The 18,097-nt window shown below is 42.4% G+C and carries 15 protein-coding genes; 14 read left to right on the forward strand and 1 reads right to left on the reverse strand.

Going from position 1 to position 18,097, the window contains the following annotated elements; translation table 11 throughout:
- Positions 1-17: 17 nt before the first annotated feature.
- Genes udk through asmA form a run of 3 tightly spaced genes read left to right on the forward strand, consistent with a single transcriptional unit; the run spans position 18 to position 3,185 of the window.
- Complete coding sequence (gene udk, locus ACT3RR_RS04070; RefSeq protein ID WP_353501812.1) at positions 18-659, forward strand: uridine kinase; 642 nt, start codon at positions 18-20, stop codon at positions 657-659.
- Between the two features lie 54 nt (positions 660-713).
- Complete coding sequence (gene dcd, locus ACT3RR_RS04075; RefSeq protein WP_034789874.1) at positions 714-1,295, forward strand: dCTP deaminase; 582 nt, start codon at positions 714-716, stop codon at positions 1,293-1,295.
- A gap of 48 nt (positions 1,296-1,343) precedes the next feature.
- On the forward strand, positions 1,344-3,185 hold the full coding sequence (gene asmA / locus ACT3RR_RS04080) for an outer membrane assembly protein AsmA (RefSeq protein ID WP_396132491.1): 1,842 nt from the start codon (positions 1,344-1,346) through the stop codon (positions 3,183-3,185).
- A 76-nt stretch (positions 3,186-3,261) separates the two neighbouring features.
- Here asmA and ACT3RR_RS04085 read toward each other — a convergent pair whose 3' ends face one another.
- Entirely contained in the window at positions 3,262-4,845 is a 1,584-nt protein-coding gene (locus ACT3RR_RS04085; protein ID WP_496199799.1) for a TerC family protein, read from the reverse strand.
- A gap of 449 nt (positions 4,846-5,294) precedes the next feature.
- On the opposite strand from ACT3RR_RS04085, the gene galU reads away from it, so the two are divergent.
- The 11 genes from galU (at position 5,295) to ACT3RR_RS04140 (ending at position 17,174) form a co-directional block, all read left to right on the forward strand.
- Positions 5,295-6,182 carry a UTP--glucose-1-phosphate uridylyltransferase GalU gene (gene galU, locus ACT3RR_RS04090; RefSeq protein ID WP_353501815.1) on the forward strand — a complete coding sequence of 296 codons (888 nt, stop codon included), beginning with the start codon at positions 5,295-5,297 and terminating at the stop codon, positions 6,180-6,182.
- A gap of 532 nt (positions 6,183-6,714) precedes the next feature.
- Complete coding sequence (locus ACT3RR_RS04095) at positions 6,715-7,662, forward strand: NAD-dependent epimerase/dehydratase family protein (protein ID WP_441830316.1); 948 nt, start codon at positions 6,715-6,717, stop codon at positions 7,660-7,662.
- Entirely contained in the window at positions 7,662-8,696 is a 1,035-nt protein-coding gene (locus ACT3RR_RS04100) for an MraY family glycosyltransferase (protein WP_441830317.1), read from the forward strand. Before ACT3RR_RS04095 ends, ACT3RR_RS04100 begins: the two co-directional genes overlap by 1 nt.
- A complete protein-coding gene (locus ACT3RR_RS04105) occupies positions 8,696-9,280 on the forward strand; it encodes an acetyltransferase (protein ID WP_441830326.1) in 585 nt (194 codons plus the stop codon). The genes ACT3RR_RS04100 and ACT3RR_RS04105 overlap by 1 nt, the downstream gene beginning before the upstream one ends.
- Before the next feature lie 29 nt (positions 9,281-9,309).
- Positions 9,310-11,196: a polysaccharide biosynthesis protein gene (locus tag ACT3RR_RS04110; RefSeq protein WP_441830318.1), complete on the forward strand. Its 1,887-nt coding sequence runs from the start codon at positions 9,310-9,312 to the stop codon at positions 11,194-11,196.
- Between the two features lie 167 nt (positions 11,197-11,363).
- Positions 11,364-12,437 carry a dTDP-glucose 4,6-dehydratase gene (gene rfbB / locus ACT3RR_RS04115; protein WP_441830319.1) on the forward strand — a complete coding sequence of 358 codons (1,074 nt, stop codon included), beginning with the start codon at positions 11,364-11,366 and terminating at the stop codon, positions 12,435-12,437.
- Positions 12,438-12,441: 4 nt separating this feature from the next.
- On the forward strand, positions 12,442-13,305 hold the full coding sequence (gene rfbA, locus ACT3RR_RS04120; protein WP_441830320.1) for a glucose-1-phosphate thymidylyltransferase RfbA: 864 nt from the start codon (positions 12,442-12,444) through the stop codon (positions 13,303-13,305).
- A 90-nt stretch (positions 13,306-13,395) separates the two neighbouring features.
- A complete protein-coding gene (gene rfbC, locus ACT3RR_RS04125) occupies positions 13,396-13,935 on the forward strand; it encodes a dTDP-4-dehydrorhamnose 3,5-epimerase (protein ID WP_441830321.1) in 540 nt (179 codons plus the stop codon).
- A complete protein-coding gene (locus ACT3RR_RS04130) occupies positions 13,932-14,738 on the forward strand; it encodes an NAD-dependent epimerase/dehydratase family protein (protein ID WP_441830322.1) in 807 nt (268 codons plus the stop codon). Before rfbC ends, ACT3RR_RS04130 begins: the two co-directional genes overlap by 4 nt.
- 8 nt (positions 14,739-14,746) lie before the next feature.
- Positions 14,747-15,982, forward strand: a complete 1,236-nt coding sequence (locus tag ACT3RR_RS04135; protein WP_441830323.1) for an oligosaccharide flippase family protein — start codon at positions 14,747-14,749, stop codon at positions 15,980-15,982.
- Complete coding sequence (locus ACT3RR_RS04140; protein ID WP_441830324.1) at positions 15,972-17,174, forward strand: glycosyltransferase family 9 protein; 1,203 nt, start codon at positions 15,972-15,974, stop codon at positions 17,172-17,174. The genes ACT3RR_RS04135 and ACT3RR_RS04140 overlap by 11 nt, the downstream gene beginning before the upstream one ends.
- Positions 17,175-18,097: the final 923 nt, after the last annotated feature.

Genomic DNA, 18,097 nt, shown 5'->3' on the forward strand with positions numbered 1-18,097 from the left:
ATCAGGTCTTTAATTTTATGTCTGACAAGCACCATCAGTGTGTCATCGTAGGTATCGCTGGCGCATCTGCCTCTGGAAAAAGCCTCATTGCCAGTACCTTATATCGTGAACTTCGTGATCAGGTGGGTGATGAACACATCGGGGTTATTCCAGAAGATTGCTACTATAAAGACCAAAGCCACATGACCATGGAGGAGCGGGTTAAAACCAACTATGACCATCCCAGCGCCATGGACCACAATTTATTGTTCCAACACCTGCAGAGTCTAAAGGCAGGGCATGCTATTGAGTTGCCGAGCTACAGCTTTATCGAACACACCCGACTGGGTGAGACGGTGACCCTGAAGCCCAAGAAAGTGATCATCTTAGAAGGCATACTGCTGCTGACCGACGTCCGTTTACGTCAAGAGATGAACTTCTCGATTTTCGTCGACACGCCGCTGGACATCTGCCTGATGCGCCGTATGAAGCGCGACGTCAACGAGCGTGGTCGTTCGATGGATTCCGTCATGGCGCAGTATCAGAAAACGGTTCGCCCAATGTTCCTGCAATTCATTGAACCTTCTAAACAATATGCAGATATCATCGTCCCTCGTGGCGGTAAAAACCGAATTGCGATTGATATTCTTAAAGCGAAAATTAGTCAGTTCTTCAATTAATGGCCAAGGTTTCACCAGACCATTTTCAGCAGTAACAACACGGAGAGAGAAACGATGAGACTGTGCGATCGAGACATCGAAGCCTGGCTGGACAGCGGAAAGTTAGCGATTTCCCCGCGCCCTCCCATCGAACGCATCAACGGGGCAACGGTTGATGTCCGGCTGGGGAATGGATTCCGCGTCTTTTTAGGGCATAACGCCGGTTTTATCGATCTTAGTGGCCCGAAAGATGAAGTCAGCGCCGCGCTGGATAAAGTCATGAGTGACGAAATCGTTTTGCCAGAAGGCGAGGCGTTTTTCCTGCATCCCGGCGAGCTGGCGCTGGCCGTGACTTTCGAAACCGTTTCTATTCCCGATGACTTAGTTGGCTGGTTGGATGGACGTTCTTCACTTGCTCGACTAGGGTTGATGGTTCACGTAACGGCTCATCGTATCGATCCGGGCTGGAAAGGCCGAATCGTGCTGGAGTTCTATAATTCAGGTAAGTTGCCTCTGGCACTGCGTCCGGGCATGCTCATCGGCGCGCTGAGCTTCGAGCCGCTTTCTGGCCCCGCTGCTCGTCCTTATAACAGCCGCCAGGATGCCAAATATCGCGACCAGCAGAGTGCAGTTGCAAGCCGTATCGACAAAGACTGATTCAGGTCTTTACCCGAGTTGCTGTGGGTAAAAGGGCAAGAGGAAGGCATGAGAAGACTACTGACAACGCTGGTTATATTGCTGGTGGTGATTATTGCAGGAATGACCTCGCTGGTATTTTTAATTAATCCCAACGATTTCCGCCAGTACATGGTAGACCGTGTCGAGCAGAAAAGTGGTTATCAACTGGCGATTCGCGGTGATTTACGCTGGCACGTTTGGCCTCAGTTAAGCATTATCGCCGGCCAAACGTCGCTGACTGCGCCGGGTGCGAAAGCGCCGGTCGTCACGGCCGAAAACATGCGTCTTGATGTCAAACTCTGGCCTTTGCTTTCCCATCAGTTAGCCGTGCGCGAAGTGATGTTGAAAAACGCGGTGGTGCGATTAACACCGGACAGCGAAGCCGACGTACCGGATGCTCCTGTAGCCCCGACATCAACGGTTCAGCCTCCTTCTGAATTAGAAGCTGGCTGGAAATTTGATATTGATAAAATCAGCGTGGCGGACAGCCTGCTGATTTGGCAGCGCGGTGAAAACGACCAAATTAATGTGCGCGACATTAATATGCAGCTTGAGCAAAATGCGCACCGTCAGGCTACTCTTGAGCTTTCCAGCCGCATTAATCGTAATCAGCGCGATCTCGCCTTCTCCATGTCTGCCGACCTGGATATGCAAAAGTATCCGCAAGAGTTCTCCGCCGATATTAATAAGTTTAGCTATCAGCTGAGTGGCGCGGATATTCCGGCGAAAGGTTTGCAGGGTTCGGGAACCATGCAGGCAAACTATCATCGCGACACGCAGCGCCTGACCCTCAGCCAGCTAGCATTGACGGCCAATGATAATCAGTTGAGCGGCAACGCGGCGGCGACCCTGTCCGATACCGGCGATTATCAGGTTAACCTGGATGCCGCCAAGCTGGACCTTGACGCTTTATCAGGCTGGCAGCCGAAAACGCCGGATCAAACGTCTCAGGCGGCTCGCGCCGTGACTTCTGCGCCGGTTATCGCGCGCAATGTTAGCGACCAGCCGAATAACTTCAGTATTCTCAACAGCTTTAACGCAAATGTCGCGCTGAAGGTGGCCGATCTCACTTATCGCGGCCTGAAAATTCAAGACTTCCAGCTGTTGGCTACCAATCAGCAGGGTAAAGTTAATCTGCAAACCCTGAGTGGCAAAATGGCATCGGGCGATTTCTCTCTGCCAGGCAGTATGGATGTCACCGGCAAGCTGGCGAAAATCAACCTGCAGCCGATTGTGAATAACATCGAACTGGGTCAGTTGCTGGTCGCTTACGACCTACCTGAAGCGCTCACGGGGAAATTCACCCTGCGCGGCGCGGTCAATGGCAGCGGTTTATCGTCGTATGATTTCAGCCATAACTGGGCGGGTAAAATGCATATGTCGATGGACGATGCGCGCCTTAACGGCATGAATATTCAGCAATTAGTGCAACAAGCCATTGCCCGTAACAACAACAGCGTGCAGGGCCTGGAACGCTATGACCATTACACGCAGATACAGTCGCTGCAGGCAGAGGGTGTGCTGAGCAAGGGGACGCTGACGCTATCCAATCTGATGGCTGAGTCTGAAATGTTAAATGCCAAAGGCGATGGCAAGATTAACTTTGCTGATAAGCAGTGTGATTTGACGCTCGGTGTGCGGGTCACTGGCGGCTGGAAAGGTAACAATAATCTTATTCAGCGTTTGCAAAATACCGACGTGCCTTTGCGAGTCTATGGCCCCTGGTCGCAGTTGAACTATCAGCTGCAGGTAGACCAGATCCTGCGCAACCAGTTACAAGATGAAGCCAAAAGCGCTATCCAAAATTGGATTGATAAAAACAAGAACGCCAAAGAAAACAAAGAGCTGAAATCCATTATCAATAAGTAATTGAAGGGATATTAAGCCAGCAAAACGTGAAAGGGCCTCATGATGAGGCCCTTTTTGTATTTAAAATTCGCAGGAATTAGACCTCGTAATCATCACTATTGGGTGGAGCAAGGGGTGTAACCCTAACTTTTAAAATGCGATGACTATTCACTTCCAGAATTTTAAACTGATAATCACCAATAGTCAGTTTGGCACCCTCCTGTGGAACCACTTGAGCGTGTTCCATCAGCAATCCGGCCAGTGTGTGGTAATCGCGCTTTTCTTCCATAGAGAGGGGAATGTGCATCACTACGTCTTCTAATGGCATGGAACCACTCACCACCCAACTGCCGTCTTCGCGTTGCTCAATATCATCATCTGCGTCTGCGGTTTCATGGTTCTCCGGCAGATTACCGGCAATGGTTTCCATCACGTCAGTCAGCGTCACCACACCCTCAACGGAACCAAATTCATCGACAACAAAGGCAAAGTGGGTTTTCGCCAGGCGGAACTGTTCTAACGCTTTTAGCAGGGAGAGTTGCTCGGGGAAGATGAGCGGCTGGCGAATCAGCGCCTTCAGGTCTAACTCGTTGTGCAGCAACTGCTGCTTAAGCAGGTCAATAACATGCACCACGCCAAGAGGTTCGTCGGTGGAACTGTCTTCAGTGACCAGAATGCGGGTGTGCTGATTGTCGGCTATTTGCTGGGTTAATACGTCGACGGGGTCATTCAACTCGAGGTTATCAACGTCGTGGCGGGAGGTCATGATACTGCTGACGCTGCGCTGGGCGAGCCCAAGAACGCGCTCAATCATATGGCGTTCTTGCTGATTAAATATTTCGTTGCCCTCGGTATCTGAAATCATGTTGGAAGAGTGCGTGTCGAGTTCTGCTTCTTCATGCTTACCGCGCAACACCCGCAGTACGGTATCAGCCGTCCTTTCTCGCAAAGAGCGGCTGGATGAGAGAAATCGTCGCCGGTTGAACTGCGCCAGTTGATTCAGGGCCTCAATCATCACCGAGAAGCCAATCGCCGCGTAGAGATAGCCTTTCGGGATATAGAATCCGAAGCCCTCGGCAACCAGACTAAAACCAATCATCAGCAGGAAGCTCAGGCACAGGATGACGATAGTAGGGTGAGCATTGACAAAACGGGTTAGAGGCCGGCTGGCGAGCAGCATCAGCAGGATGGCGATACACACCGCCGCCATCATCACGGCCAGGTTATCAACCATGCCGACGGCGGTGATCACCGAGTCGAGGGAGAATATCGCGTCGAGTACCACAATTTGTGCGACGACTGCCCAGAACTTCGCCCCGGAACGCTGCGCGCTATGCTCTTCATCCTTGCCTTCTAGCCGTTCGTTAAGCTCCATCGTGGCTTTGAACAGCAAAAAAATCCCTCCCAGCAGCATGATGATGTCGCGAGCGCTAAACGAATGAGAGAACAGGGTGACCAAGGGGCGGGTGAGGGTAGCCAGCCAAGAGATGGACGCCAGCAGCAGTAAACGCATTACCAGCGCCAGCAGCAGGCCCGTCACGCGCGCCCTGTCACGCTGCCGCTTAGGCAGTTTATCCGCCAGAATGGCAATAAATATCAGGTTATCAATGCCTAAAACAATTTCCAGAATGACCAGTGTAGCGAGCCCGGCCCAAATTGACGGATCGACGATCCATTCCATAGCTATTTTTTACCTTTAGGTTTAATGACGTGAGTTACATGTGAATGATGGGTGGCATGGCGTGAAAACTCAACTTTTCCCAACCTGCGGAGTAGGGCGAGTATCATCCATCAGGTTACTGCAGAGGCAGAGTACGTTGATATAAGGTTTATGAATGACTCATAAATCATCAAGAATCGGTTAGAAAAAACGCGAACGAGGGAAACATTCTTAAAATTCAGCGTTTCGCTTACCGTTTGGGAAAGCTTACTGGTATCGTATCACCAAGTTAAAAATCGGTGTTTATTAGCTTTATGTGCTCCCCCGTTAAGGTTTGAAGGTCTATACTAGTGGGATCATGTGGAACGACACAGAATTGCTAAACGGTTTCAGTGCAGTGAGCTAGGTGAGTGTTAATATTCTGACTGGCTGAACTTCCAAACTATTGGTTTCAAGGAGTATCCTTTACAATGTTAAAAGCTGTTATCCCTGTTGCCGGTCTTGGCACACGCATGCTGCCAGCAACCAAAGCGATTCCAAAAGAGATGTTGCCGATCGTAGACAAGCCTCTTATCCAGTACATTGTGAACGAATGTGCCGCTGCGGGTATTAAAGAAATCATCTTGGTTACACATTCTTCCAAGAATGCGATCGAAAACCACTTCGATACCTCTTTTGAATTGGAGAGCATGCTCGAGTCGCGCGTTAAGCGCCAGCTGCTAGAAGAAGTTCAGTCAATCTGCCCGAAAGGCGTGACTATCATGAACGTGCGTCAGGGGCAGTCAAAAGGCCTGGGCCACGCTGTGTTGTGCGCAAAACCACTGATCGGCAATTCTCCTTTCGCCGTCATTCTGCCAGACGTTCTGATGGATGACTCAACCAGCGATCTGCGTAAAGACAACCTTGCAGCCATGCTGCGTCGCTTCGAAGAAACCGGTAACAGCCAGGTTATGGTTGAAGAAGTGCCGGAAGAAGATGTGTCTAAATACGGTATCGTTGACTGTAACGGCGTTGAAGTTGAGCCAGGCGAAAGCGCACCAATGACCGCAATCGTCGAAAAACCCGATCAGAAAGATGCCCCATCTAATCTGGCAGTAGTAGGGCGTTACGTCTTCTCCGAAGATCTGTGGCCACTGCTGGCAGTCACCCCTTATGGCGCGGGCAACGAAATTCAGCTGACCGACGCTATCGCATTGCTGATGAAGAAGAAAACGGTAGAAGCTTTCACCATGACTGGCCGTTCACACGACTGTGGCGACAAGCTGGGTTATATGAAAGCCTTCGTAGAGTATGGCATCCGCCATCCTTCACAGGGCGCAGCATTTGAGACTTGGTTGAAAGAGTTTACCGCTAAGTAATCACAGGTCTCACATAATATTCAAAGCACCATATACATGGTGCTTTTTCATTCAGTATCTATGATTATTTTCACTAAAAGATACGTCTACTCATAGCCTAATTGTGTGATATTTAGGATAATTGCGACTTGCTATAAGTGATGTTAAGGGTAAAATTCTCAACGATTTACTTACCCAGCAGCACGTGAAAGTTCAGGATTTTATTAACAACAATAAGTGCATTGGTAGCTTAAGAGCCAAGGGCGGTAGCGTGCCTAAGACTTTACATTCCTTAACTAGCAATCAAACTGTCTGAAAATTCCTCAAAGTTTCTAGAACCTACCCATGAGTAAGAATGATTCAATAAATAGGCCACGTTTTGGTCGTCAACGATCATATTAGCGATGTCTAGATGGCCTATTTATTAAATTTTATTCTGATAGAAAAAATTGAGTATTTAATAAAAGTGAGACAGCACCGCTGCTCTATTTTCACTACACAATATTGTGCATCAATACTGAACTTGCACTAATAGCATTCAAAAGGGCTCAGGGTGAAAATTCTTATAACAGGCGCGACAGGATTCGTCGGAAGCAATCTTTTCAAAACTTTAGAAGCCAGAAACCATCATGTTGTCGGTACTACCCGCTGGGGGCCGGAGGGTGAATCTTCAAACCTGATCAATGTTGGTGAGATTTCGGAAAAAACGGATTGGTCTGCAGTACTACAAGGTTGTGATACGGTTGTTCATACCGCCGGACGTGCACATATTCTTGATGATCGTGCCGAAGATAAGCTCGCTGAATTCCGTAGAGTAAACTGTGCTGCAACCTTGAAGCTTGCGCATGATGCACAGAAAGCCGGGGTTAAACATTTCATCTTTATTAGTTCGATTGGTGTAAATGGCAATAAAACTGAAGGTAAACCCTTTAATGAACTATCAACACCTCAGCCGACTTCAGACTATGCTATCTCAAAATTAGAAGCAGAGCAGGCTCTTCAGTCACAGTTTGCTAATAGTACAATGTCTATTACGATCATTCGACCAGCATTAATTTGTGGCGAAAATGCTCCCGGAAATATCCGTCGACTTCTAAAAATTGTTGAAAGCGGCTTACCTCTACCTTTCAAAGGGCTTAAAAATAAGCGCGGCATGGTATCACTGGACAACGTGGTTAGCTTTATTATCGCTTGTATTGAAAATGAATTAGCTAAGAATGAACTCTTTGTTCTTGCTGATAAAGATGCCCCAAGTACTGAGGAAATAGTTAAAAGCTTTTCTCTAGGTATGAATAAGCCTTCTCGTGTTATCTGGTTTCCTTCAAGTATATTAGGTGTATTACTCGCCTTAGTTGGCAAGAAAAGTCTTTATGAACAACTTTATGGTTCTCTTGAAATTGATGCCAGTAAAAGCACTCGTTTACTAAATTGGCAAGCTCCAGTAACGATTTTTGAAACAATGGAAAGAACAGCTAAATATTATAGCAAGGGAAACAAATAATGTTTGAAATAATCATTGCCATTGCGACCTTTATTTTGTCGTTTGCACTTACTTGGGGATTGCGAGTTTATGCATTAAAGAATAACGTGATTGATGTTCCTAATCAGCGCAGTTCGCATTCCACTCCAACACCACGCGGTGGTGGTGTAGCAATTGTTATTAGTTTCCTTATAGGTTTATTAGTATTAAAAGTTATTGATGCTATTTCCTTAACTCAGCTAGCATCACTTTTCATCGCTGGGCTGATTATTGCGATCGTCGGTTTTCTCGACGACCATGGTCATATAGCTGCCCGCTGGCGTTTGTTAATGCATTTCCTTGCAGGTGCGTTTGGGCTGTTTTTCCTGGGACAATTCCCCTCTATCGATCTGTTTGGTTATACGCTTAATGCTGGTTGGGCTGGAATGGTCTTTGGATTAGTCTATCTGGCTTGGATGCTAAACCTCTATAATTTCATGGATGGCATTAATGGATTAGCAAGCATGGAGGCGATAACATTTTCCTTATCATCATGTGCTCTGCTTATTTTAGCTGTGCCTGAAGCATTAAAAACAAGCCAATTTACCATGCTATTGCTGTTAGGCTTTGCAGCATTAGGGTTCATTTTCTGGAACTTCCCTAAAGCAAAAATTTTTATGGGGGATGCAGGTAGTGGCTTTTTGGGAATAACTATCGGTCTCATTGTTCTCCATGTTGCCACGTTAAACAGTAATTTGTTTCTAGCAGAGATTACATTATTAGGAATATTTATTGTTGATGCTACTGTGACTCTTTTACGCCGTTTATTCGCTGGGAAAAAAGTTTATGAAGCCCATGCTAGTCATACTTACCAAATTCTAGCCAGAAAATATGGAAGCCATAAAACAGTTACTTTAGCTGCATTGATTATCAACCTCCTATGGCTCGCACCTATTGCAATGTTTATTGCCACTGGCTCAATGACTGGTGTGATTGGCATTTTGATCGCATGGTTGCCGTTGGTAGTTGTTGCATACTTATGTGGGGCAGGAGTTAAGGACCGGGTAAATGCGTGATGATAGTTAATTCACTCCTTATCCTTGGTGCTGGTGGGCACGGTCGTTCAATTTATGAAATGGCTATTTCTTTAGATTTGTTTACTCATGTGGCTTTTCTAGATGATGGCGCTCATTCTGCGGAGCAAGCGCTAGAAAAACATATTATTGGCCGAATAGATAAACTTTGTGAATTTGCGCCGAAGTATACTCATGCTGTCGTGGGGATCGGCAACAATAGTGTTCGTGAAACATTGCAAAGTAAGGCAATGGATGCTGGATTGATTATTTCAACCCTTATACACCCCAGAGCTATGGTGAGCCCGTCAGCGCAAATAGAAATGGGTACAGTTATTCTGGCCGGCGCTATTATTGGAGCGAATGTAAAAATCGGAAAGGGCGTCATTGTTAATTGTCAGACAGTTGTTGATCACGATGGCGTACTCGAAGATTTTTCCCATCTAGGCGTGGGGGTCAGTTTGGCAGGAAATAGTCTTATTGGTAGAAGTGCTTTTGTACAGGCTGGTTCAAGTGGTGGATATAATTGCCATATTGAACCCTATGCCAAATGTGCTCCTGGAACAGTTTTAGAAACTAGAGCTTGATGCTCTGATAATCTACTCGGTTTAAAACTATGCTTACGTTCTTACTTTCGTTACCAAGGCCGGTGAAAAGGATTATTACACTGGCTATTGATGTAGTGCTGTTGTTGTGCGCCTTCTGGTTTGCATTTTGGGTGCGTATTGATTCAATGACGCCAGTATCAAGTTTGCCGCATTGGATTTTAATCCTTTCTATTGTTTTTGTTACGCTAATATTCTTTATCAAACTTGGGCTATATCGTGCGGTCATTCGATATATTACAGCTAAGATATTGGTTGCCGTAGCGATTGGCATGATAGCCTCATCTATGCTGCTAATTATATCTGCGTTCTACACCAATTTATTCTTACCGCGTACTGTTCCAATCATTTATTTTGCCTTTGGGCTATTGATGATCACCGGTTCCCGTCTGACTCTAAGGATGTTAATTAACCGTGGACTGACATTGGGCACAAAAATCATCATCTATGGTGCGGGTGCTTCAGGAAGACAGCTGTTACCAGCTTTGAGTCAGGCATCCGAATATTACCCCGTTGCCTTTGTCGATGATAATCCGCGCCTTCAGGGGACCGTAATGCATGGCGTAACGGTTTACTCACCTAAGAAAATGGCATGGTTAGTCGAGAAATATGAAGTCAAAAAAATCCTTCTCGCTATGCCGAGTGCAAGCCGGGCGCGTAAAAATGAAGTTATCAAGCAATTAGAAGGTCTACCTTGTGAGGTATTGTCCATCCCTGGGATGGTTGATCTGGTTGAAGGTAAAGCAAGTATCGATACTCTACGTAAAGTATCCATTACCGACTTACTTGGGCGTGATCCTGTTGACCCAGTTCCAGAACTTATTGCGCGTAATATCCTTGATAAATCGGTAATGGTAACCGGTGCTGGTGGTTCGATTGGCTCCGAGTTGTGTCGTCAGATTCTACGCAATTCACCTCAAGCTTTAGTGCTTTATGAAGTATCTGAATATTCTCTTTATGCAATTGAACGCGAGCTTGCTGAGATTATTAAATCTCAGAATCTAAGAACTACGCTCTATCCTATCCTTGGTAATGTTCAAGACCAAGAGCATTTAGAACGAGTATTGCGTAGCTTCAAAACTGAAACTATTTACCATGCTGCAGCATATAAGCACGTGCCATTGGTGGAATATAACGTTACTGATGGTGTGCGCAATAACGTATTTGGTACGCTCGCTTGTGCTCAGGCTGCTATAGCCTGTAACGTCCCAAAATTCGTGCTGATATCAACGGACAAAGCCGTACGACCAACGAATACAATGGGGGCAACAAAACGCTTAGCTGAATTGGTTCTTCAAGGCTTATCCTCATCGCAGAACACGACCTGCTTTAGCATGGTACGTTTTGGCAATGTTCTAGGATCATCTGGTTCAGTAGTGCCGCTTTTTGAAAAGCAAATAAGTGCTGGCGGTCCTATCACTCTAACTCATCCAGATATAATTCGTTATTTCATGACTATTCCTGAGGCAGCACAGTTAGTTATTCAGGCTGGGGCTATGGGTAATGGCGGCGACGTTTTTGTTCTAGATATGGGGGAACCGGTAAAAATTATCGATCTCGCACATAGAATGGTTACGCTGAGCGGCCTCAAACTCCGTGATGCTGAACACCCTACAGGCGACATTGAAATTAAGACGACGGGTTTACGACCTGGTGAGAAGCTTTTTGAAGAGTTGCTCATTGGGGAAAATGTAATGAATACCCTCCACCCGCGCATCTTGACTGCGAACGAAGTGATGATGCCTTGGGCTGAATTGACTGATTTCCTACAGCAATTAAATGATGCATGTAGCCGTTTTGATCAGCAACGCATTCGCGAGCTATTACTTGCGGCTCCAACAGGGTTTACACCCACCGATGAAATTTGTGATGTCATGTGGATTAATTCAAATTCTTGATTATTAATTAAAATTAAGAGATGATCGTTTGAAGGTAATTTTATGAAACTAATATTCGCATTGAATTAACAGTTTACACTATTACTTACCAAACCATCTGGCATTGATATTATTTAGTGAGTTCACTTAATAGTAAATGATAACTATATTTAAGAGAGATTATTAATGTGAAAATTCTCGTTACTGGTGGTGCGGGGTTTATTGGCTCTGCAGTTATCCGCCACATTATCGAAAATACGAATGACAGCGTTGTTAATGTAGATAAGCTGACCTATGCTGGTAATCTTGAATCCCTGGCTGAAGTATCATTGAATGAACGTTACTCGTTCCTCCAGGCAGATATTTGTGATAAAGAAGCTATTGATAATATCTTCAATCAGCATCGACCAGATGCTGTAATGCACTTGGCTGCAGAAAGTCATGTCGACCGTTCAATTACAGGCCCCGCAGAATTCATAGGTACTAATATTTTTGGTACTTATACTTTATTGGAATCTGCTCGAGCATATTGGTCCAAGCTTGATGAGTCACGTAAAAAACTATTCCGTTTCCACCATATTTCTACGGATGAAGTCTATGGTGATTTGCCACATCCGGATGAATGGAAAGAGCAGGGTGAGTTGCCACTCTTTACGGAAAGTACAGCGTATGCACCTAGTAGCCCGTATTCTGCGTCCAAAGCATCAAGTGATCATCTTGTTCGGGCGTGGCAACGTACCTATGGACTCCCGTGCATAGTGACGAACTGTTCCAATAACTATGGACCCTATCATTTCCCAGAAAAGTTGATTCCTTTGGTAATTCTGAATGCGCTTGAAGGAAAACAACTGCCAATCTACGGAAAGGGGGATCAAATTAGGGATTGGCTCTATGTTGAAGATCACGCTCGAGCACTCTATACCGTCGTAACGCAGGGAAAAATTGGAGAGACTTATAATATTGGTGGCCATAATGAGAAGAAGAACCTTGATGTTGTACTAACAATATGTGCCTTACTTGATGAGATTATTCCCAAAACGGAATCCTACCGAGAACAAATTACTTTTGTTGCCGACCGCCCGGGTCATGACCGGCGTTATGCTATTGATTCGAGTAAGATTAATAGAGAATTAAATTGGAAACCGGTAGAAACATTTGAATCCGGTATAAGAAAAACCATCCTCTGGTATCTCACAAATCAACGATGGTGCAAAAGAGTGCAGGATGGCAGTTATCAACGTGAACGTTTAGGACTGGAATAAAAATATGAAAGGTATCATTCTTGCTGGTGGGTCTGGAACCCGCTTATATCCAGTTACTATGGGGGTATCGAAACAGTTACTTCCTATCTACGATAAACCTATGATCTATTATCCTCTATCAGTATTAATGTTGGCGGGGATAAGAGAAATTCTCATTATAACGACTCCTGAAGACCAAGCATCATTTCAACGTTTGTTAGGTGGTGGGGAACGTTTTGGTATTAACTTAGAGTATGCAGTCCAGCCTACTCCAGATGGTTTAGCACAAGCGTTCATTATTGGTGAGAAATTTATCGGCTCTGATTCGGTTTGTTTGGTTTTAGGGGATAATATCTTTTTTGGTCAAGGATTCAGCGGAAAACTGCGCTCTGTTGCAGAAAGGACTGATGGTGCTACCATTTTCGGCTACCATGTAGTTGATCCTGAACGTTTTGGCGTTGTTGATTTTGATTCAGATTTTAACGCGCTATCTATTGAGGAAAAACCGAAATGTCCAAAATCGAATTGGGCAGTTACAGGACTTTATTTCTACGATAATAATGTAATAGAAATAGCTAAAAATATTAAACCTTCTGAACGAGGCGAACTTGAGATAACAGCAGTGAATGAAGAATATCTTAAAAGGTCAAAGCTTCAAGTTGAATTACTTGGCCGTGGATTTGCTTGGCTAGATACTGGCACTCACGATAGTCTGATTGAGGCTGGAAGTTTCGTTGAAACCGTGCAAAAACGTCAGGGCATGATGGTAGCTTGCCCGGAAGAAATAGCTTGGCGCAATGGTTGGCTAAGTGATGAAGAATTGATAGCCCACGGGGAAATGTTCAAAAAAAATAGTTATGGGCAATATCTTCTAAAGTTAATTCACTAAAAATATTTATATTTAGCCATTGACATATTTTATGGCAGTGGTTTGTAGATACAAGTTGCAACTTATCTTATTAAAAATTCAGGAAATATTATGAATATTATCGAGACACCATTATCTGATTGCTTAATCCTTGAGCCAAAAGTTTTTGGTGATTCTCGAGGTTTCTTCCTCGAGGCCTGGCACGAAAAAAAATATAAAGAAGCTGGAATTAAGGAAGATTTTGTTCAGGATAATCGGTCTCGATCAGCTAAGAGTGTTCTCCGTGGTTTGCATTTTCAGAAAACAAAACCACAAGGAAAACTAGTAAGCGTCATTAGCGGTGCGGTATATGATGTTGCTGTTGATTTGCGTTTCGACTCGGCGACTTTCGGTCAATACGTTGGAGTTGTATTAACCGGAGAAAAGAATAACCAATTATATGTTCCTCCTGGTTTTGCTCATGGTTTTTGTGTTTTAAGTGAATATGCAGATTTTCACTATAAATGCACTGATTTCTATGACCCATCTGATGAGGGCGGAATTATGTGGAACGATACCGAACTGAGTATTGATTGGCCTGTAGAGTATCCTCTCTTGTCTGACAAAGATCAAAAACAGATGACGCTAAAACAATACCGGGATATGAAATGAGCGCTAAATATACAGTAATCGGGGGTAATGGATTCATCGGTGGCGAGATTGTTAATTTGCTTAAAGAAAACGGTGAAAATGTTAATGTCCCAGTTCGTGATTGCGAAAAAATTTTTAATAGTGATTTGGGCATTGTTATTTTTGCTGCGGGGAATGGTGACTGCGTTCAGCGACCATTTGATGTTTTTAATTCAAACACTCGAATTCTAGCGGATATATTAGAGAGGGCTGAATTTACGCAGTTAGTTTATATTTCTTCAACACGTGTTTATATGGCGCAAGAGTCTTCTAGCGAAAATTCAAATGTTACTATTTGTAATAATGATAAAAGACGACTTTTCAATCTCACCAAGCTTGTTTCTGAAGAGCTTTGTCTTCGCAGTGAAAAAAATACAGTAATTGTAAGACCTAGTAATGTCTATGGCACAGCAATAAACAGCAAGTTGTTTCTGCCTTCAATAACACGTGATGCAGTAAATAAAAAAACAGTGAATATGTATGTTACGCCGTCGTATTCCAAAGATTACGTTTCAGTTAAAGATGTTGCTGAGGTAATATACAAAATCAGCTTCGGTTGCCGACAGAAAATATATAATATAGCATCAGGAATTAACACTACGGCTCAGGAAATTGCAGACCTTTTGCAATTATATTCACATTGTAATGTTGTCTGGCACCCTGGTTGTATGGACGATCACTTCCCAATTACAGATATCTCTTCGATAAAGGATGAGTTTGGATTTGAACCGAGAAATTTATCTGATGATATTTACTCAATGATTATGTCACTAAAAAATTGTTGAAATATATCATGTCCAAATTTAGCATAATTATTAACTCATTTTCAACTCTGATTGTGCGTGGTACAACATTAGGAATTCGTGTTTTAGCATTTATCCTCCTAGCTAAAATAGCAGATCAAAATATATTTGGTATGCTTGCATTTCTAATGGCTTGCACTGAAATATTTCGTATTATTGCCGATATGGGGCTGGATAATTACACAATTAAAAATATTAGTCAGTCTAAAAACGATAGAGATATTGATAGAATTCTTTCTACAGCAGCCATACAAAAAATGGTATCAGCATTACTTATCTTTATACTCTATTTTTCTATTTTTAAGTTTAGTAATCCCGAATGGTCATCTTTATATATATCGTTATTTGGATTGATGGCTGTTAGTCCAATGTTTCTTAATTTTTCGGTGAATTATTATTTAGCAACACAGAAACTAGAAAAAATTCTACCGACTATTATTATAATGACTCTTATAATTATAACTGTATTTATGTTTTTCTGGTTTCAAAAAGAAGTCTTACTGGCTTTAACAAGTGTTGTAGTCGGAGAATTCACCACGGCTTCTATCCTCTCCTGGAAAATAGTCAGGAGACACGAGATTTTTTGGGTTTCATTTAAGAAGATTTTTAAAAATTTAAAATCCCATTATGCCATTGGCATAGCTATGTTGGTTGCCATTTTATATTCACGTCTAGATATAATTTTCATTAAATACTTCTTTGCAAATTTAAATATGGCAATGTATGGGTTTGCACAACGTATAACAGAGCCAGCTCTTTTTATTGTTGGTGCATTCTCAGCAAATTCTTATAGTTTGTTATCGCGATATTATTTAGACGGGATGGCTTTATTTTCTTCGAGAATAAAAAAAGTAGTAGTGATGTTCTTTTGTATCGGTGCATTCATTGTTATTTGCACTGCTATAACTGCCTGGTATATTGTGTCTAATTATTACCTTAATTATATAGCGATACTCCCTGTTATATATATGCTATGTGCCGCTATTATATTTAAATCAATAAACTTGTCATTGACCTCAACTATTCTGGCGATGGGAGACTTTAAAATCATGACCTACGTCAGTTTTATTAACTTACTATTGTCTGTGATTTTCATATACTCTTTTTTATATTACTTTGGTCTTTATGGCGCAGCGTTAGGTGTTATTGTTGTTGAGTCTATTAACAGCATGATCCAAGGTGTATATGTCTACATGCGTTTAAGGTATAAAAAGAATGTTCATTAAAACTTTAGCTATCAAAAGCTTTATGATAGCTTCAACAACCCTTGCATTGTTCTTGAAAGCAACTTATAAATTTTTCAGTAAACGTAAACTTTCCGAAAAAAAAACAATTTGTGTCATACGTCTCGATAAAACGGTCGGTGACACAGTAATGAACAGTTCTTTTCTAAAAGCACTAAGAGACCTAAATCCTGAAGCAAGAATTATTCTTATTGTCCATAAAAATAGTTTGGCATTAGTTCAGTCTTCATGTGTTGTGGATGAAATAAAAACTTATAATCCTGGTAATTCTTTAAAATATAGTTTGCTTAATCGTCTTTATAAAACATGTCTATTTGTTTGGCGAGAGTTTGATTGTATTCCTGATATATCAATAGTCCCGCGTTTTGATGAAGATCATAATGCAGCTTTTATATCTTTATTCTCCCTTGCACCAGTTCGTGTTACTTGGTCTGAAAAAGTAACACTTCGTAAATCAGTTCTGAATTACAGTTTTGATAAATTGTCGACCAAAATCATCTACAGTGATAAAGTTGAACATGAAGTAATGCGTGGAATCGAAGTACTGAATGCTATTCATGGAGATACTATAACACCAGTTCCTGAGTTAGATATTTGGCTTTCTACACATGAAATAGAAGATGCAAGAAAGAAATTTAATTTGAACGAATTAAATAAAAAATACATATGCTTGGGAATTTCATCAGGTCATTCAATACTCAAACAATGGCCTCTTGAGTATTTCAAAGATTTGGCAGTAAGACTCTATGCTGATGATAATAATTCGGTATTTGTTCTTTTAGGAGCTAAGGGCGATATTGTTCAAGGGCGAGAATTTGTTGAGCTTTGTAATTACAAAGTGCCTATCCTAAATTTGATATCTCAAACAACATTACGTGAAACTGGAGCAGTACTTAATTCTTGCAAGTTATATGTTGGGAATGATTCTGGTAATTTGCATCTTGCTGCAGCTGCGAATATTCCGACTATTGGGTTATACGGTTCTAGTTGCGCGCATCGTTTTTCGCCTTGGGGAATTTTGTCCGAATTTGTTGCTGTCGAAAAAGAATGCGGGCCATGCCGTCAGGGGCATATCATCGATCGATGTAGTGCTTGTATTTATGATAAGCCAATATGTATGTATGAATTGAGTGTGGATATAGCATATTCTAAAATAATGAGCTTAAGTAAATGATTTAGTTATCGTGTATTACTTTTTTGATGTCCCTACTGGTTATTTTGTTCAACTTGGTGAATATCCGACATTATAAATCTTTCCAAATTGATGCATTTTTATGTCTCTCTATTGTTTTTATATATTATTGGATCGTGCCTGCACTAGCTGTGCTAGGTGTTTTAGACTTGAGCGATCCAGCACTCAATGTTGTTAATGAATATATTTCTGACGTCGATTTGACAAGGATGTTTTATTATTGCTTCATTAGTATGTCTTATTATACTATTTTTTTTTCGGAATTTTAACGATAAAAAACGATGGGATTAATCTTGATTTTCGTTATTCGTTATTCGTCATTTTCTCAGAGTGAATATAGTATAAAGTTGCGTAATTTTTTTTATTTCACTAAGTTTAACGCTGGTTATTGTTAGCGCGATACCTATAAGAGAACAGTTCTTTAAAGTATATTCCGCTGATCTATTTGAGGGATATAATGATGGGGTGATGTTAAGCGCAATACCCCGTGGACGTTTTACAGCAGCGACAGTAATGCTGTTGGTGACAACATTCTGCTATCTCGCGCGTTATACAAATACTCTCAAGGCATTTATTTTGCATCCAATATTTTTAGTGTATTTAATTTCTGCAACTTTCGCACTAAGCCTTGGAGGCCGTTTGTATTTCATTTCAGTTTTTTTCTGTAATGGTTTACCTTTCGCTATTCCGTAACGCGAATGTTACTTTTAAGCAGGCAATACTTTTGGGCGTTGTTGCTATTGCTTCTTTTACATCTTATGGGGTCATACGAGCTGGAGGATCTTTTGCTACTAATGCGGCTATAACGAATTTATTGCAAGAGCCATGGTTGACATCTTTATTATTATCTTTCCTATCATATGACAGCAGTATAATGATAGGTCAGTTTAATCTGTTTTTTCATA

The organism is Ewingella sp. AOP8-B2-18, assembly GCF_052376015.1.
GTDB lineage: Bacteria > Pseudomonadota > Gammaproteobacteria > Enterobacterales > Enterobacteriaceae > Ewingella > Ewingella allii.

Excerpts from the sequence above, each read along its gene's own strand:
- dcd (WP_034789874.1), top strand. The coding sequence starts at position 714 with ATGAGACTGTGCGATCGAGACATCGAAGCCTGGCTGGACAGCGGAAAG.
- ACT3RR_RS04085 (WP_496199799.1), bottom strand. The coding sequence starts at position 4,845 with ATGGAATGGATCGTCGATCCGTCAATTTGGGCCGGGCTCGCTACACTG.
- ACT3RR_RS04140 (WP_441830324.1), top strand. The coding sequence starts at position 15,972 with ATGTTCATTAAAACTTTAGCTATCAAAAGCTTTATGATAGCTTCAACA.
- galU (WP_353501815.1), top strand. The coding sequence starts at position 5,295 with ATGTTAAAAGCTGTTATCCCTGTTGCCGGTCTTGGCACACGCATGCTG.
- udk (WP_353501812.1), top strand. The coding sequence starts at position 18 with ATGTCTGACAAGCACCATCAGTGTGTCATCGTAGGTATCGCTGGCGCA.
- ACT3RR_RS04105 (WP_441830326.1), top strand. The coding sequence starts at position 8,696 with ATGATAGTTAATTCACTCCTTATCCTTGGTGCTGGTGGGCACGGTCGT.
- rfbA (WP_441830320.1), top strand. The coding sequence starts at position 12,442 with ATGAAAGGTATCATTCTTGCTGGTGGGTCTGGAACCCGCTTATATCCA.
- ACT3RR_RS04135 (WP_441830323.1), top strand. The coding sequence starts at position 14,747 with ATGTCCAAATTTAGCATAATTATTAACTCATTTTCAACTCTGATTGTG.
- ACT3RR_RS04100 (WP_441830317.1), top strand. The coding sequence starts at position 7,662 with ATGTTTGAAATAATCATTGCCATTGCGACCTTTATTTTGTCGTTTGCA.
- asmA (WP_396132491.1), top strand. The coding sequence starts at position 1,344 with ATGAGAAGACTACTGACAACGCTGGTTATATTGCTGGTGGTGATTATT.
- ACT3RR_RS04110 (WP_441830318.1), top strand. The coding sequence starts at position 9,310 with ATGCTTACGTTCTTACTTTCGTTACCAAGGCCGGTGAAAAGGATTATT.
- ACT3RR_RS04130 (WP_441830322.1), top strand. The coding sequence starts at position 13,932 with ATGAGCGCTAAATATACAGTAATCGGGGGTAATGGATTCATCGGTGGC.
- rfbC (WP_441830321.1), top strand. The coding sequence starts at position 13,396 with ATGAATATTATCGAGACACCATTATCTGATTGCTTAATCCTTGAGCCA.